Annotated in this window: 11 protein-coding genes; 4 read left to right on the top strand and 7 right to left on the bottom strand. The window is 68.0% G+C overall.

Annotation, left to right across the window (positions count from 1 at the left end; translation table 11 throughout):
- Window positions 1–64: 64 nt before the first annotated feature.
- The 7 genes from asnB to map all read right to left on the bottom strand — a co-directional run bounded on the left by asnB (window position 65) and on the right by map (window position 9,184).
- The gene (asnB, locus tag KXV01_RS02100; protein ID WP_111096472.1) at window positions 65–1,756 is read right to left on the bottom strand and encodes an asparagine synthase B; all 1,692 of its coding nucleotides are present in this window, start codon (window positions 1,754–1,756) and stop codon (window positions 65–67) included.
- 537 nt (window positions 1,757–2,293) lie between these two features.
- The gene (gene dapE, locus KXV01_RS02095; RefSeq protein WP_111096471.1) at window positions 2,294–3,421 is read right to left on the bottom strand and encodes a succinyl-diaminopimelate desuccinylase; all 1,128 of its coding nucleotides are present in this window, start codon (window positions 3,419–3,421) and stop codon (window positions 2,294–2,296) included.
- Complete coding sequence (locus KXV01_RS02090) at window positions 3,418–3,789, bottom strand: arsenate reductase (protein WP_181452403.1); 372 nt, start codon at window positions 3,787–3,789, stop codon at window positions 3,418–3,420. The genes dapE and KXV01_RS02090 overlap by 4 nt, the downstream gene beginning before the upstream one ends.
- A 31-nt stretch (window positions 3,790–3,820) precedes the next feature.
- Window positions 3,821–4,687: a hypothetical protein gene (locus KXV01_RS02085; protein ID WP_111096470.1), complete on the bottom strand. Its 867-nt coding sequence runs from the start codon at window positions 4,685–4,687 to the stop codon at window positions 3,821–3,823.
- A 2-nt stretch (window positions 4,688–4,689) separates the two neighbouring features.
- Complete coding sequence (gene dapD / locus KXV01_RS02080; protein WP_111096469.1) at window positions 4,690–5,769, bottom strand: 2,3,4,5-tetrahydropyridine-2,6-dicarboxylate N-succinyltransferase; 1,080 nt, start codon at window positions 5,767–5,769, stop codon at window positions 4,690–4,692.
- On the bottom strand, window positions 5,769–8,396 hold the full coding sequence (locus KXV01_RS02075) for a [protein-PII] uridylyltransferase (RefSeq protein ID WP_111096468.1): 2,628 nt from the start codon (window positions 8,394–8,396) through the stop codon (window positions 5,769–5,771). The genes dapD and KXV01_RS02075 overlap by 1 nt, the downstream gene beginning before the upstream one ends.
- Window positions 8,397–8,398: 2 nt before the next feature.
- Window positions 8,399–9,184 (bottom strand): type I methionyl aminopeptidase, encoded by a 786-nt coding sequence (gene map, locus KXV01_RS02070; RefSeq protein ID WP_032955117.1) that lies wholly within the window; start codon window positions 9,182–9,184, stop codon window positions 8,399–8,401.
- 230 nt (window positions 9,185–9,414) lie between these two features.
- Here map and KXV01_RS02065 point away from each other — a divergent pair, with 230 nt between their 5' ends.
- Genes KXV01_RS02065 through KXV01_RS02050 form a run of 4 tightly spaced genes read left to right on the top strand, consistent with a single transcriptional unit; the run spans window position 9,415 to window position 14,108 of the window.
- On the top strand, window positions 9,415–9,945 hold the full coding sequence (locus KXV01_RS02065) for a spore coat U domain-containing protein (RefSeq protein ID WP_049438435.1): 531 nt from the start codon (window positions 9,415–9,417) through the stop codon (window positions 9,943–9,945).
- Window positions 9,945–10,694, top strand: a complete 750-nt coding sequence (locus tag KXV01_RS02060; protein WP_099488595.1) for a molecular chaperone — start codon at window positions 9,945–9,947, stop codon at window positions 10,692–10,694. The genes KXV01_RS02065 and KXV01_RS02060 overlap by 1 nt, the downstream gene beginning before the upstream one ends.
- A gap of 7 nt (window positions 10,695–10,701) precedes the next feature.
- Window positions 10,702–13,074 carry a fimbria/pilus outer membrane usher protein gene (locus KXV01_RS02055; RefSeq protein WP_111096467.1) on the top strand — a complete coding sequence of 791 codons (2,373 nt, stop codon included), beginning with the start codon at window positions 10,702–10,704 and terminating at the stop codon, window positions 13,072–13,074.
- A complete protein-coding gene (locus KXV01_RS02050) occupies window positions 13,071–14,108 on the top strand; it encodes a spore coat U domain-containing protein (RefSeq protein ID WP_100477807.1) in 1,038 nt (345 codons plus the stop codon). Before KXV01_RS02055 ends, KXV01_RS02050 begins: the two co-directional genes overlap by 4 nt.
- Window positions 14,109–14,244 lie beyond the last annotated feature (136 nt).

Raw genomic sequence — 14,244 nt, 5'->3', positions numbered from 1 at the left:
GACGGAGGGGATTAAGTCGTTAGTGGCACAGGCGCCCCGGCCCCCCTCCGTCCCCTTTCGGCGCTTACGCCAGTGCCTGCTCGTGCACGCCAGCGACCGCGCGCCCCGACGGATCTGCAGCTGCGGCGAAGCTCGCATCCCACGCGATCGCCGCCGGCGACGAGCAGGCGATGGACTTGCCACCCGGCACGGTCTCGGCGGCCGCACGGCTCGGGAAGAACTGCTCGAACAGATGACGGTAGTAGTAGGCCTCCTTGGTCTGCGGCGGGTTGTGCGGGAAGCGCTTGTCGGCCGCTGCCAGCACACGGTCGCTCACCTGGGCTTCGGCATGCGCCTTCAGCCCGTCGATCCAGCCATAGCCAACGCCATCGCTGAACTGCTCCTTCTGCCGCCACAGGATGCTGTCCGGCAGGTAGCCTTCGAACGCCTCGCGCAGCACCGCCTTCTCGATGCGGCGGCCACCAACGCCCGCACCGACCATCTTGTGCGCGGCGTCGAAGCGCATCGCCACATCGAGGAATTCGCGATCCAGGAACGGCACCCGCGGCTCCACGCCCCAGGCCATCATCGACTTGTTGGCGCGCAGGCAGTCGTAGTTGTGCAGCGCGTCGAGCTTGCGTACCAGCTCGTCGTGGAATTCACGCGCATCCGGCGCCTTGTGGAAATACAGGTAGCCACCAAAGATCTCGTCGCTGCCCTCGCCGGAGAGCACCATTTTCACGCCCATCGCCTTGATCCGCCGCGCCAGCAGGAACATCGGCGTCGATGCGCGGATGGTGGTGACGTCGTAGGTCTCGATGTGGCGGATCACCTCCGGCAGCGCATCGAGGCCTTCCTCGAACGTGTACTCGAAGCCGTGATGCACGGTGCCCAGCGCTTCGGCGGCGATTGCAGCGGCGGCCAGATCGGGAGAGCCCTTCAAGCCGATCGCGAACGAGTGCAGGCGCGGCCACCAGGCTTCGGTCTGCCCCCCATCCTCGATGCGACGACGTGCATAGCGCGCGGCCACCGCCGCCACCAGCGACGAGTCCAGGCCACCGGACAGCAGCACGCCGTACGGCACATCGCTCATCAGCTGGCGTTCCACCGCATGCTCGAATGCCTGGCGCAGCTCGGCCAGATCGGCCTGGCGGCCGTGCACGTCCGCGTAGTCGCGCCACGGCTGCTGGTAGTAGCGCACCAGCTCACCACTGGCACTGTCGAAATAGTGGCCCGGCGGGAACTGCGCAACGTCGGCACAGGTATCGACCAGCGCCTTCATTTCCGAGGCCACTCGCAGACGCCCCTGGGCATCGTGGCCCCAGTACAGCGGCACCACGCCCACCGGGTCGCGCGCCACCAGGACACGACCGGCACCACGGTCCCACAGCGCGAACGCGAAGATGCCATTGAGCTGCTCCAGCCACTGCGCCGGCGAAGCGCCCTGGCGGTACAGCGCGTTGATCACTTCACAGTCCGAACCGGTCTGGAAGTCATAGGCGGTGGTCAGTGCGGCCTTCAGTTGCTGGTGGTTGTAGATCTCGCCGTTGACCGCCAGCGCCAGCTGGCCGTCGGCCGACAGCAGCGGTTGCGAGCCGCCGGCCGGGTCGACGATGGCCAGCCGCTCGTGGACCAGCAGCGCACCTTCGTCAAGATACACGCCGCTCCAGTCCGGGCCGCGGTGGCGCTGGCGCTGCGACAGTTCCAGCGCATGGCGGCGCAGGGCCGGGAGATCGTCACCGGCCTGCAGGCCGAAGATTCCGAAGATCGAACACATGGGGGAGCTCCTGTTGGGGGAATTTCACGGGTGGGAGGGTGTTCGACCGGCCATCCAGGCCCGGGTGGGGCTGCGCCCGGGCACAAAAAAACCCGCATCGACCGATGCGGGTTTTCTGGTGTCCGGGCGTGTGGTGCTGTCTATCTACCCAGGGCGCAGTCCCGCATCGGCCGCGCACGATTATTCGCGCGCAGATTATTGCGGTTGTTGTTATTGACGGCGGTGGCCAGGCGGATCGACATGGCATCGACCCTACCCCGGTTTCCGGCGCGGCGCAACAGTTGCGTCGGCAACCGAGGCACCGGGCACTGGTTGCCCTGCCCTGCCTGGGCCTGGCGGCCTACCAGACCCTCACCCGCCTTCGGCCCTGCCAGCGGCGGCCGGCTTGTTCGCCAGGCCCCCAGGCGCAGCGCTTCTACATGGCCGCGCCAAGCTACTGGGAAAAGGCGATCATGCCGCCGTTACTCATTTTTCGGACCAGGGCCCGGCTGCAGTCCTGCGGAAGGTGTGCCGACCGACGATCGGCATCCACCATCCTCACACCAGCAGCCGCTCCACCAGCCGCTGATACAGCCCGGGCAGCGCTTCCAGTTCGTCCACGCGCACGTTCTCGTCCACCTGGTGGATGCTGGCGTTGACCGGCCCCACTTCGATGCACTGCGCGCCCAATGGCGCGATGAAGCGGGCATCGGACGTGCCGCCGCCGGTGCTTTCCTCCGGTGCACGGCCGATGTGCTCGGCCAGCACCGCACGCGCAGTGGCGCGCAGCGTGCCTTCCGGGGTGTAGAACGGTTCGCCGCTGCGATGCCACTTCAGCGTGTACTGCAGGGCATGCCGATCCAGCAGCGCGGTGATCTCCGCTTCCAGTTTCGGCGAATCCCAGTGCGGGTTGTAGCGGATGTTGAAATCCACTTCGAGCTCGCCGGGAATCACATTGTTGGCGCCAGTACCGGCATGGATGTTGGAGACCTGCAGGCTGGTCGGCGGGAAACTCTCGTAGCCGTCATCCCAGCGCCGTGCGCTCAGCTCGGCCAGGGCGGGCGCCGCCTGGTGGATCGGGTTGCGTGCCTTCTCCGGGTACGCCACATGGCCCTGTACGCCCTGCACCCGCAACTTGGCCGACAGGCTGCCACGACGACCCACGCGCAGCAGGTCACCGAGCGTCGCGGTCGACGACGGCTCGCCGGTGATGCACCAGTCGATGCGTTGGCCGCGCTCGGCGAACAGCCGTGCGACGTGGCGCACGCCATCGATGGCATCGCCCTCCTCGTCGCTGGTCAGCAGCACCGCCAGCGTGCCGGGGTGATCGGGATGCGCGGCAACGAACTGCTCGGCCGCCACCACGAACGCCGCCACGCTGCCCTTCATGTCGGCGGTGCCGCGACCATACAGCACGCCATCACGGATCGTCGGCGTGAACGGATCGCTGGTCCAGGCCTCGCGCGGCCCCGTCGGCACCACGTCGGTATGGCCCAGCAGCACCAGTACCGGCGCGCCTTGGCCGTGAGTCGCCCACAGGTTGTCGACCTCGCCCAGCCGCAGGTGGTCACACTGGAACCCGGCCTGGTTCAGGCGTGCCGCCAGCAGTGCCTGGCAGCCGACATCGTCCGGCGTCACCGAGGGCCGTGCGATCAGCTCGCAGGTCAGGTCGAGGACCGCGCTCACGCGTCACCCATCCCGAAGCGGGCCTTGAAGCTGTTGTCACTGAAACCCTGGCTGACCGTGCCGTCGGCGGTGACCACCAGCGGGCGCTTGATCAGCTGCGGGTACTCGCGCAGCAGCAGCTTCCATTCGGCCTCGGAATCTGCGGCCTTGCGGTTGTCCGGCAGCTGCCGCCAGGTAGTGGAGGACCTGTTGACCATCGCGGCCAGGCCACCCAGCTGCTCAGCCCACGCCAGCAGTGTTTCCGGGCTCGGCTTGTTGTCGCGGTAGTCGACGAAGGTGTACGGCACGCCGAAGCGGTCCAGCCACCTGGTCGCCTTCTTGCAGGTATCGCAGTTCTTCAAACCGTAGACAGTGGTGCTCATGGCCATCTGTGATGCTGGAAAACAGAGGCCCAGAATCTCACAACAGGCGCTCGGACACGACCCGGAACGGCACCCTTGGCAGCCGGAAGGCCAGCCCCTCGTGCAGCGCCACGTCCATCGCCTGCAGGCGCTGGCACTGCAGCTCGCCTTCCAGCTGCAGCGGCTGCAGGCTGTCGACACCCACCGGCAGCGCGATGCGGGTGCTGGCCCAGCGCCGGTCACAGGTGCGCGCAATGGCCTCATCCTGGCAGGTCAGGAAGCGCAGCAGGGCCTGACGGCCACCGATGCCCTCCCGCCACGCCTCATCCTCCCAGCCCGCAGCGGCCCGCCACTGCAGGTGCAGGGCAGGCGCACTCCCCTGCCCGCCTTCGATCAGGGTGTACCCATCGCCATCGGCGCGCACCACGTGCTCGAAGCGCACGGACAGGTGGGGCTGCATGGCATCGCTGAAAGCGCGCGCGCCGGCGACGAAGGCCAGCTGGTCCATCACGTTGCGATCGAACAGCACCACCGGGGTTCCGCCCGGATCATCGTCACGGCGCAGGTACCAGCGCCAGTTGCTCTGCTGCGGCGACGGCATCAGTGCGCGCAGCGGCCCGGCCAGCGCCGGCCCAAAATGGCCGTGGCGATAGCTGAGGAGGGTGTACGGCGTGCGCCCGGCGTGCACCACGAAGTGATGGCCTGGTGGCGGCAGCGGGGCATGGCGCACATCGACCCACCAGCTCGCGTAGACCACGTCGCGCACGTCGCTGACCAGCACCGGCATCGGCCAGCGCCGCGACAGTGCCCGGCGCAACCGGGTCCAGCGCGGAGCGTGCAGCAGGCGCGGCAGCATCCGTCCGAACGCGTTGTCGGACGGATGCCGGTAGATCGCGGACTGCGCCAGGTCCTCCGGCGCACTCACCTTCAGTCGGCCAGGCCGCGCAGCAGGTCGTTGACGCTGGTCTTGCTGCGGGTCCTGGCATCAACCTGCTTGACGATCACCGCGCAGTACAGCGAGTGGGTGCCGTCCTTGCTCGGCAGCGAACCGGACACCACCACGCTGTACGGCGGGATATAGCCGTAGCTGATCTCGCCGGTGGCGCGGTTGTAGATGCGGGTGCTCTGGCTGAGGAACACGCCCATGCCGATCACGCTGTGGTGGCCGACCACCACGCCTTCCACCACTTCCGAACGCGCGCCGATGAAGCAGTGGTCCTCGATGATGGTCGGGCTGGCCTGCAGCGGCTCCAGCACGCCGCCGATGCCGGCGCCACCGGACAGGTGGCAGTGCTGGCCGATCTGCGCGCAGGAACCGACGGTGGCCCAGGTGTCGACCATGGTGCCTTCGCCGACGTAGGCGCCGATGTTGGTGAAGCTCGGCATCAGCACTACGTCCTTGCCGAAGTACGTGCCGCGGCGGGCGATCGCACCGGGCACCACGCGCACGCCGCCACGGCGGAACTTCGCTTCGTCATAGCCGGCGAAGCGCGATTCAACCTTGTCCCAGAACGGTGCCGGTCGTGCATCGACCACCGCCATGTCGTTGACGCGGAAATACAGCAGCACGGCCTTCTTCAGCCACTCGTTGACCTTCCAGCCGCCCTGGCCGTCCGGCTCGGCGACGCGGAATTCACCGCTCTCGAGACCGTCGATCACGCGGTTGACCAGCGGCCGGGTCGAGCCTTCCAGCTCATGCAGGGTCAACGTGGCGCGGCGCTCGAAGGCGCTCTCGATGCCGAACTTGAGTTCTTCCACGCCGGGTGCCGACGGCTTGCGCAGCGACTTGCGGGCGATGGTTTCGGCGCGGACGGCTTCGGCGCTCCTGGCCGGCGCCGGCTTCTTCACAGCACGCTTGACCGCAGCCGTTCTCTTCGCCGGGGCCTTCACCGCAGCGGCCTTCTTCGGCGCAGTGGCCTTCTTTGCGGCCGGTGCGGCTGCAGCAGGTTTCCGGGCCGCTGCGCTCTTGGGGGTCGCGGCGGTCTTCTTGGCGGGCTTGGTGGCCATCAGGCGGGGTCTCCGGCGTTTCGATCAGGGTCCAGGCAGGCCAGCATTGCGTCATGCAGCTGCTGCCGGGCAGGTTCAGTCAGGGGGAGGTCGTGTTCGTCACTGATCACGAAGGTGTCTTCGGCGCGCTCGCCGAACGTGGCAATGCGCGCATCATGCACGCGCAGGCCCTGGTTGCGCAGCACGAACGCCACATCGGCCAGCAGGCCGGGACGGTCGGGAGCGACCAGGGCAAAACGGGTTGCGCCCGGTTCATCGCGGAACTCGATGCGCGGGGCGAAGCGGAAGTGCCGCAGTTGCCGCGGTACCACACGGCGCGACGGCCGCAGGCGCGACAGGTCACCACTGAGTGCCTCGCGCAGCGCCGCCTCCAGGTTGGCACTGCTGCCATCGGCAAACGTGTCGGCCGGGTTCACTTCGAAGGTATCGAAGATGGTATCGGCCGGACCGTCCAGCACGCGTGCGCGGTGAATGCCATAGCCCTTGCGGTCAAGGGTCATCACGATCGCGGCGAACAGGCCGTCGCGGTCGGGCGAGTGCACGAACACTTCCAGCGCCGGGTCATCGACACTGATCCGGCGCACCTTCACCAGCGCCTGGCCCTGCTTCACCGGTACCAGCGCGGCTGCCTGCCAGGCCAGCTGCTCGGGGCGCAGACGAATGAAGCCCTCATCCGGCATCACCGCGAACTGGCGATCGATGGTGGCGTCGTCGTAACCCTGCTCGCGCACCAGTGCGCGCACGCTGTCACGTGCCTCGGCCACGCGTTCGGCGGCCGGTACCGGATGCTCCAGCCCCTCGCGCAGCGCGCGCCGGGTGGCGAAGTACAGGTCGGCCAGCAGGCGGTCCTTCCAGGCATTCCACAGCTTCGGGCTGGTGCCGGCGATGTCGGCACAGGTCAGCAGGTACAGGTAGTCCAGGCGGTCGCGGCTGCCGACCAGGGTGGCGAAGCGATGGATCACCACCGGATCGGCGATGTCTTGCTTCTGCGCGGTCACCGACATGCGCAGGTGCTGTTCGACCAGCCAGGCGACCAGCTCGGTATCGGTGCCACTGAGCGCATGCGCTTGGCAGAACGCACGCGCGTCCACCGCACCCAGCTCGGAGTGGTCACCGCCGCGGCCCTTGGCGATGTCATGGAACAGGCCGGCCAGCAGCAGCAGTTCCGGCTTGCGCAGGCGTGGCCAGACTTCGTGCGCGATCGAGAAGCGTTCGTCGGCACGGCTGCTGGCGAACTGGCCGATGTTGCGCAGGACCATCAGCGTGTGCTGGTCGACCGTATAGACATGGAACAGGTCGAACTGCATGCGCCCGCTGACCTGGGCAAACGCGGGGATCCACTGGCCAAGCACGCCCAGCCGCGCCATGCGCGAAAGCGTGTCGACCGGGCGCTGGCCACGCAGCAGGGCAAGGAAGTGCTCGCGTGCGTCGGCGTCGGCCTGGTCATAGGCCGGCAGCAGCGGCAGCGACTCGGCCAGTGCACGCGCGGTCAGCGAGTGCAGGCCGCGCACCTGCGGGTTGTTGGCCCAGCTGGAAAACAGCGCGAACACTTGGCCGATGTCGCCCTGCGGCCAGTCGGCCTCGTTGGCGGCCAGGTAGCCACGGCGCAGGGAGAAGCCCACGGTCAGCGGTTCCGGCTGGGCCTCGCCATCGAACTGTTCCTCGAAGCGCTGCAGCAGGCGGTCGCTGATCCGGCGCACCACCAGCGCGGCGCGGTAGAAGCCCTGCATCATTTTTTCGACACCGAGATTCTCGGCATCGTCTTCGAAGCCCAGGCGCGCGGCCAGGGTCTTCTGGTAATCGAAACGCAGGCGCTCTTCCGGGCGGCGCGCGACCAGGTGCAGGCCGAAGCGCAGCCGCGCCAGCACTGCACGCTCGCGCTTCAGCGCGGCCGCTTCGTCGGCACCAAGGTGGCCCAGGCCGACCAGCGCTTCCAGGTCGCGTACGCCGAAGGCGCGCAGCGCCATCCAACCCAGCGTGTTGAGATCGCGCAGGCCGCCGGGACCATCCTTGAGATCCGGCTCCAGGTTGTCGGCAGTGTCGCCGAAGCGCTGGTGACGGTTGCGCAGCTCTTCCAGCTTGGCCAGGAAGAAGGCACGCGCCGGCCACAGCTCACGGTCGTCGATGGCCTCGCGCAGCGCACGGCGCGCTGCATCATCAGCCAGGATCGGACGCGCCTCGATCAGCGCGGTCAGCACGGTCTGGTCAGCCGCCGCCTCGCGGCACTGCAATGCAGAACGCACCGCATGGCTGACCGCCAATCCGCAGTCCCACAGCAGCGCGAACAGGCGTGCCAATGCCGCTTCATGCGCCCGTTGTGCGGGCGGGTCGCCGAACACCAGCAGGTCGATGTCAGAACGCGGAAACAGTTCACCCCGGCCATAGCCACCGACCGCGAACAGCGACAGGTCGCTGTCGGCCGGCAGGCAACGCTGCCAGGCCAGGCGGATCAGATGGTCGGCCGCGCGCGCCCGCAGCGCCAGCAGGCGCTCGATGTTGTCGCCCTGGTCGAAGCGGCGATACAGGCGCGCGTCGGCCTGCTGCAGCGCCTGGCGCGCGGCAGCAGCCCAGTCCGGGTCGTTGAGCGACGCGGCCGGCGTGTCCAGCAGCGAACTCGCCGGCAGCATCGTCAGGAAACCTGCGACTCGCCCGGCGACAGGGTCAGCACGTCCACGCCGGTCTCGGTGACCGCGACCATGTGCTCCCACTGCGCCGACAGCTTGCGGTCCTTGGTCACCACGGTCCAGCCATCCGGCAGCACCTTGTTGTAGCGGGTGCCCTCGTTGATCATCGGTTCGATGGTGAAGGTCATGCCGGGCTGCAGCACCAGGCCCTGGCCCGGGCGGCCGTAATGCACCACCTGCGGCTCATCGTGGTAGACCTTGCCGATGCCATGGCCGCAGTACTCGCGCACCACGCTGAAACGCTCGCCTTCGGCATAGCTCTGGATGGCATGGCCGATGTCGCCCAGGGTGGCGCCCGGGCGCACCGCGCGGATGCCGCGCCACATGGCTTCGTACGTCGTTTCCACCAGGCGGCGGGCCATCACCGACGGGGTGCCGACGAAGTACATGCGGCTGGTGTCGCCGTGCCAGCCGTCCTTGATGACGGTGACGTCGATGTTGATGATGTCGCCATCCTTGAGCACCTTCCCTTCGCTGGGGATGCCGTGGCAGATGACGTTGTTGACCGAGGTGCACACGGTCTTGGGGAAGCCGCGGTAGCCGACGTTGGCCGGAATGGCGCCCTGCACGTTCACGATGTGGTCGTGGCAGATGCGGTCCAGTTCCTCGGTGGTGACACCGGGCTTGACGTGGGGGGTGACGATGTCGAGCACTTCGCTGGCCAGGCGGCCGGCGATGCGCATCATCTCGATTTCCTGCGGGGTTTTCAGATTCACGCTCATGGCACCCATTATCGCCGATCCGGCCGCAATCTGAACGAACGCCACCCAACTGCCGATCCGGGGCATGCACGGTTCCGGCAAGGAAAGTGAAAGCGTGATGGCCTCCACTCTTGCGCCTGCCTATTTATCACGGATTACAGACACTTACGCCTCCTAAGCTGGACCCACTGTCGTCAAAGCGGCGCCGAACGTGCCGTCTTCGCCTTGTTCAACGGACCTTCGGGTCAGGGAGGTTGTCCATGCGATCCCCAGTTCGATCACCGCTGGCATGGGCCGTGGCCGGGCTCCTGCTGTCCGGCCCGGCGCTGGCCGCCGACACCACCACCTTCAACGTCACCCTGGTGGTCACCAAGGCCTGCACCATAACGGCGGCGGCCGCCACCAACGTGGACTTCGGCACCGCGGCATCAACCACCACCACGCCCACCCTGGGCCAGGGCACGGTGACCGCCCAGTGCTCGGCACTGACCCCGTACACGATCTCGCTGAATGCGGGCGCCAATGCCAGCACCGCCAATGACGTCACCACCCGGCGGATGAAGAACACCAATGCGGCGGTGACCGCCAACAACTATGTCGGCTACCAGCTCTACCAGGATGCCGCACATACCCTGGTCTGGGGTGCCACGACCGGCACCAACACCCAGGCCGGCATCGGCACCGGCCTGGCCGTGCCCTACATCGTCTACGGCCAGATCCTGAACCTGAGCACCAACAACCCGGCCGCCGGTAACTACCTGGATACGGTTACCGCCACGATCACCTATTGATGGAGCACGCCCGCATGGCCGGATCCCGCCCGTGGCGCGCCACCGGCGTGGCGCTGCTCGCCCTGTACCTGCTCGCCATCGCGGCCGCCGGCGCCACCAGCCTGCAGGTGGCCCCGACCAGCCTGCAGCTGGAAGCCCGCCAGCGTGCCGGCGAATTGTGGCTGACCAACAGCGGCACCTCGCCGGTGAAGCTGCAGGTACGCGTGTTCCGCTGGGTGCAGCAGGACGGCCAGGAACAGCTGCTGCCCACCGATGCGTTGATGGCCACCCCGCCGATGCAGGAACTGGCCGCCGGACAGCAGCAGCTGGTGCGGGTCATGCGTCCGGACAAGGAACCGCCAGCGGCACAGCAACATTACCGCCTGATCGTTGACGAGGTGCCCGACCTGGCCATCCGCGCGGGTGGCATGCAGTTCGTCCTGCGCTATTCGATCCCGGTGTTCGTGCAGCCCTCGGCCGGCACGCTGGCGCCGCAGTTGCAGGCCCGGCTGGTAAAGCTGGCGGACGGCCGCAACGGCGTCGAAGTAGCCAATTCGGGCAACAGTTACGCTCAGATCGCCGATCTCGCGCTGGGCAGCGCCACGCGCCCACGCATCGTCCATCCCGGGCTGCTGGGCTACGTATTGCCCGGCCAGGTGATGCGCTGGCCGATCGAACGCACGGCGATCGACCGCGACAACGACCAGATCACGGCCAAGCTCAATGGCGAGTCGGAACAGACGCCACTGTCGCCCCCACCGGCTCGCTGAGGCGTTGATGGGCGCGCTGTTGGCGGCCCTGGCTCCCGCGGCGACCGAGGCCGCCGATGTGTCCGGCGTGGCCACGGCTGCTGATGTATCCGGCGTGTCGGCCGATGCGATCCTGCCACCCCCCACCCCACTGACCGCCAGCCAGACGCTGTACCTGGATGTGTCGCTCAACAGCACGCCGCGCGGCCTGCTGCCGTTCACCGAGAACCGGGGCCGGCTACAGGCCAGCCCCGAAGTGCTGCGCCAGCTCGGCTTCAACGCCAGCGGCGATGCACCGGTCTACCTGGACCAGATCAGCGGTGCGGTGGTGCGCTACGACGCCCACATGCAGACCCTGGCGCTGGACGTGCCGCTGGACCAGCTGACACTGCCGACCACGGTGCTAAGCCGGCCGCAGGTGCGCGCCCCCGCCGGCAGCGCCTCGCCCGGCGTGCTGCTGAACTACGACGTCTACGGCAGCCGGGTGGACACGCTCGGCAACCTCAGCCTGAGCTCGAAGCTGCGCGTATTCGGTATCGGCAATGGCACTTTCGAGAATACCGCCATCAGCCGCCGCTACCAGCAACCCGGCGACCGCCATTGGCGCGGCGAGAGCGTGCGCCTGGACACACGCTGGAGCCTGGATTTCCCCGATAGCGCAACGACCCTGGAGATCGGCGATTTCTACAGCGGGTTCGTCGACTGGACCCGCCCCGTGCGCCTGGGTGGCCTGCAGATCGGCCGCAACTATGGCCTGCAGCCCTACCGCGTGCTGACGCCCACGCCGAGCTTCCTCGGCCAGGCCGTGGTGCCTTCCACGGTCGAGTTGTATGTCGATGGCCTGCGCCAGTACAGCGGGCAGGTGCCGGTCGGTCCCTTCCAGCTCGCAGCACAGCCCGGCATCAGCGGCACCGGCAACGCGCAGGTGGTGGTGACCGACGCATTCGGCCGCATGCAGACGCTGGACTTCAGCTTCTACGGCACCCAGCAGCTGCTGGCCAAGGGCCTGTCGGACTGGTCGGTCGGCGTCGGCCACCTGCGACGGGATTTCGGCGAGCGCTCCTTCGCCTATGACGATCGTACGGTGGCCAGCGCCAGCTGGCGCGGCGGCGTCACCGACACGTTCACCGGCGAGGCGCATGCCGAAGGCGGCGGCGGCCTGGCCCAGGGCGGCATTGGCGGCTGGTGGCTGCTCGGCGCCGCCGGCGTGTTCAATGCCGCCTATGCGCACAGTGACTACCACGGCCTGCAGGGTGGGCAATGGGCGCTGGGCTACAGCTGGAACAACCGTCGCTTCAACGTCAATCTGCGCAGCGTGCGCAGCCACGGCGACTACCGCGACCTTGGCGCGCTGCAGGGCAACCTGCCACCAAGCATCAGCGAGCAGGCCACGGTCGGCCTGGACCTGCTGCGGCTGGGCACGCTCAGCGCCAGCTATCTGCGCCTGCGCTACCCCGACGGAGACGACAACCGCTATGCCAGCCTGTTCTGGTCGCGCACCTGGAGCCAACGCTGGTCGGCCTACCTGTCGGTGAACCAGAACCTGGACCGCAGCGATGACCGCGGCATCTACCTGTCGATGACTGCCAGCCTGGGCAACAATCGCCAGGCCAGCCTCTCCAGCCAGCGCAATGGCGACAGCCAGAGCTGGGTCGCGGACGTGACCCAGCCGGTGCCCGGCGATGGCAGTGCCGGCGGCGTCGGCTGGCGCGCGCAGCTGCGCCACGGCGAGGACGGCAACGGCGGCCTGGCCGAGGTCGGCATCCTCAACGATGTCGGCCGCTATTCATTCGGCGCCTCGCGCCAGGGCGGGCTCAACTATGCCTACGCCAGTGCCAGCGGCAGCCTGGTGTGGATGGGCGGGCACGCCTTCGCCACGCGCGAGGTATCCGATGCGTTCGCGGTGATCAGCACCAATGGCGTCGCCGGGGTCCCGGTGCGGCTGGAGAACCGGCTGATCGGTGTCACCGACGATCGCGGCCTGCTGCTGGTCAGTCCGCTGCTGTCCTGGCAGCGCAACCGGGTCTCGATCGACACCCTGGACCTGCCCGAAGACATGCGTGCCGACCGCATCGAGGACTGGGTCACGCCGCGCCAGCGCGCGGGTAGCCGCGTGACCTTCCTGTTGCGTTCGCGGTCGTCACTGAGCCTGACCCTGCTGGCGATGAACGGCCAGCCTCTGGAGGTGGGCAGCGAGGTGCAGCTGCCTGACGGTCGCCAGGCCACGGTCGGCTACGACGGCCTGCTCTATCTGGAAGATGTCGCCGCCGGCAGCGTGCTGTACGTCACCACCAGCCATGGCCCGTGCCGGGTGAAGGTACCGGACCTGCCCAAGGTGGTGGCGTCCGGCGCGCGGCCGAAGCCGGCGCCGCAGCAGTGCATCCCGGAGGTGGCGCCATGAGGGTGCTGCTGCTCATCCTGCTGCTGTGGGCCGGCCTGCTGGCAGCGGCGCCAGCCGGTGCCACAGCGGTCTGCACGGCGGTCGCCAATCCGACCCTGCCGTTCGGCAACATCAACAGCAATGCACCCGGCCCGAGCACGGCCAACCTCAACATCACGGTGACCTGCACCACCGCCGCGCTGAGCCTGCTGGCCACCACCGGCGTGCGCGTCTGCGTGGGCATCGGCGCAGGCAGTGGCGGCGGCAGCAGTTCCACGTTCCGCACGATGGCCACCTCCACCAGCGACACGATGAATTTCCAGCTGTACAACAACGCCAGCTTCGGCCAGGTCACTGGCCTGGTCCCGCGCGGCACGCCGCCAGCGCAGGAGCTGACCATGAGCTACAACGTACCGCTGCTGACCGGCGGCAGTGGTGCGCAGACTGTGCAGCTGTTCGGTCAGATTCCGGCCAACCAGGTCCTCGCCTCCGGCGCGTACAGCAGCACTTTCAGCGGTGCCAGCGTGGTGCTGACCTGGGCCTGGAACGAGGTGCTGGCCGGTAGCGCCACCGTCCCCGCCACCTGCAACGGCGGTGCCACCGGTACCAACAGCGCGAGTGCGGCCTTCAGTTTCACCGCTACCGCCAACGTGCTGCCGCAATGCGGCAGCTACGTCACCACCAACATGAATTTCGGCAACGTCACCGGCGGCATCCCGGCCAACATCGACCAGACCGCCACCCTGACCCTGACCTGCCTGAAGAACACCGCCTTCCAGGTCGGCCTGAACAACGGCCAGAACAATCCTGCCGCCACCACCACCCGGCGCATGGCCACCACCATCGGCAACAGCACCTACTACCTGCCCTACGAGCTGTACCGGGATCCGGCACGAAGCCAGCGCTGGGGCAACACCCTGGCGGTCGACACGGCCAGCAGCACCGGCACCGGCAGCGCGCAGCAGCTGACCATCTATGGCCGGGTGCCGCCGGTCACCGGCCAACCCCCGGCCGGCACCTACAACGACCTGGTGACGGTGACGATCACCTACTGACCAGCGTGCCGACCAACGGTCGGCACCCACCGGACGAAGGCCGTGCCGAGCGCCGGCTCGGCGCTACAGTTGCGGCGCATCCAGCCGATACCGCGCAGCAAGTCTTTCAGCACGGTGGATGGCAGGTGGTTCGCAC

This window comes from Stenotrophomonas sp. Ps181 (assembly GCF_025697425.1).
Classification (GTDB): Bacteria; Pseudomonadota; Gammaproteobacteria; order Xanthomonadales; family Xanthomonadaceae; genus Stenotrophomonas; species Stenotrophomonas sepilia.
The sequence above is the reverse complement of the archived record's forward strand: the minus strand, read 5'-3'. Positions and strand labels throughout refer to the sequence as shown.

Excerpts from the sequence above, each read along its gene's own strand:
- KXV01_RS02050 (WP_100477807.1), top strand. The coding sequence starts at position 13,071 with ATGAGGGTGCTGCTGCTCATCCTGCTGCTGTGGGCCGGCCTGCTGGCA.
- KXV01_RS02065 (WP_049438435.1), top strand. The coding sequence starts at position 9,415 with ATGCGATCCCCAGTTCGATCACCGCTGGCATGGGCCGTGGCCGGGCTC.
- KXV01_RS02090 (WP_181452403.1), bottom strand. The coding sequence starts at position 3,789 with ATGGCCATGAGCACCACTGTCTACGGTTTGAAGAACTGCGATACCTGC.
- map (WP_032955117.1), bottom strand. The coding sequence starts at position 9,184 with ATGGGTGCCATGAGCGTGAATCTGAAAACCCCGCAGGAAATCGAGATG.
- asnB (WP_111096472.1), bottom strand. The coding sequence starts at position 1,756 with ATGTGTTCGATCTTCGGAATCTTCGGCCTGCAGGCCGGTGACGATCTC.
- dapD (WP_111096469.1), bottom strand. The coding sequence starts at position 5,769 with ATGGCCACCAAGCCCGCCAAGAAGACCGCCGCGACCCCCAAGAGCGCA.
- KXV01_RS02075 (WP_111096468.1), bottom strand. The coding sequence starts at position 8,396 with ATGCTGCCGGCGAGTTCGCTGCTGGACACGCCGGCCGCGTCGCTCAAC.
- KXV01_RS02055 (WP_111096467.1), top strand. The coding sequence starts at position 10,702 with ATGGGCGCGCTGTTGGCGGCCCTGGCTCCCGCGGCGACCGAGGCCGCC.
- KXV01_RS02060 (WP_099488595.1), top strand. The coding sequence starts at position 9,945 with ATGGAGCACGCCCGCATGGCCGGATCCCGCCCGTGGCGCGCCACCGGC.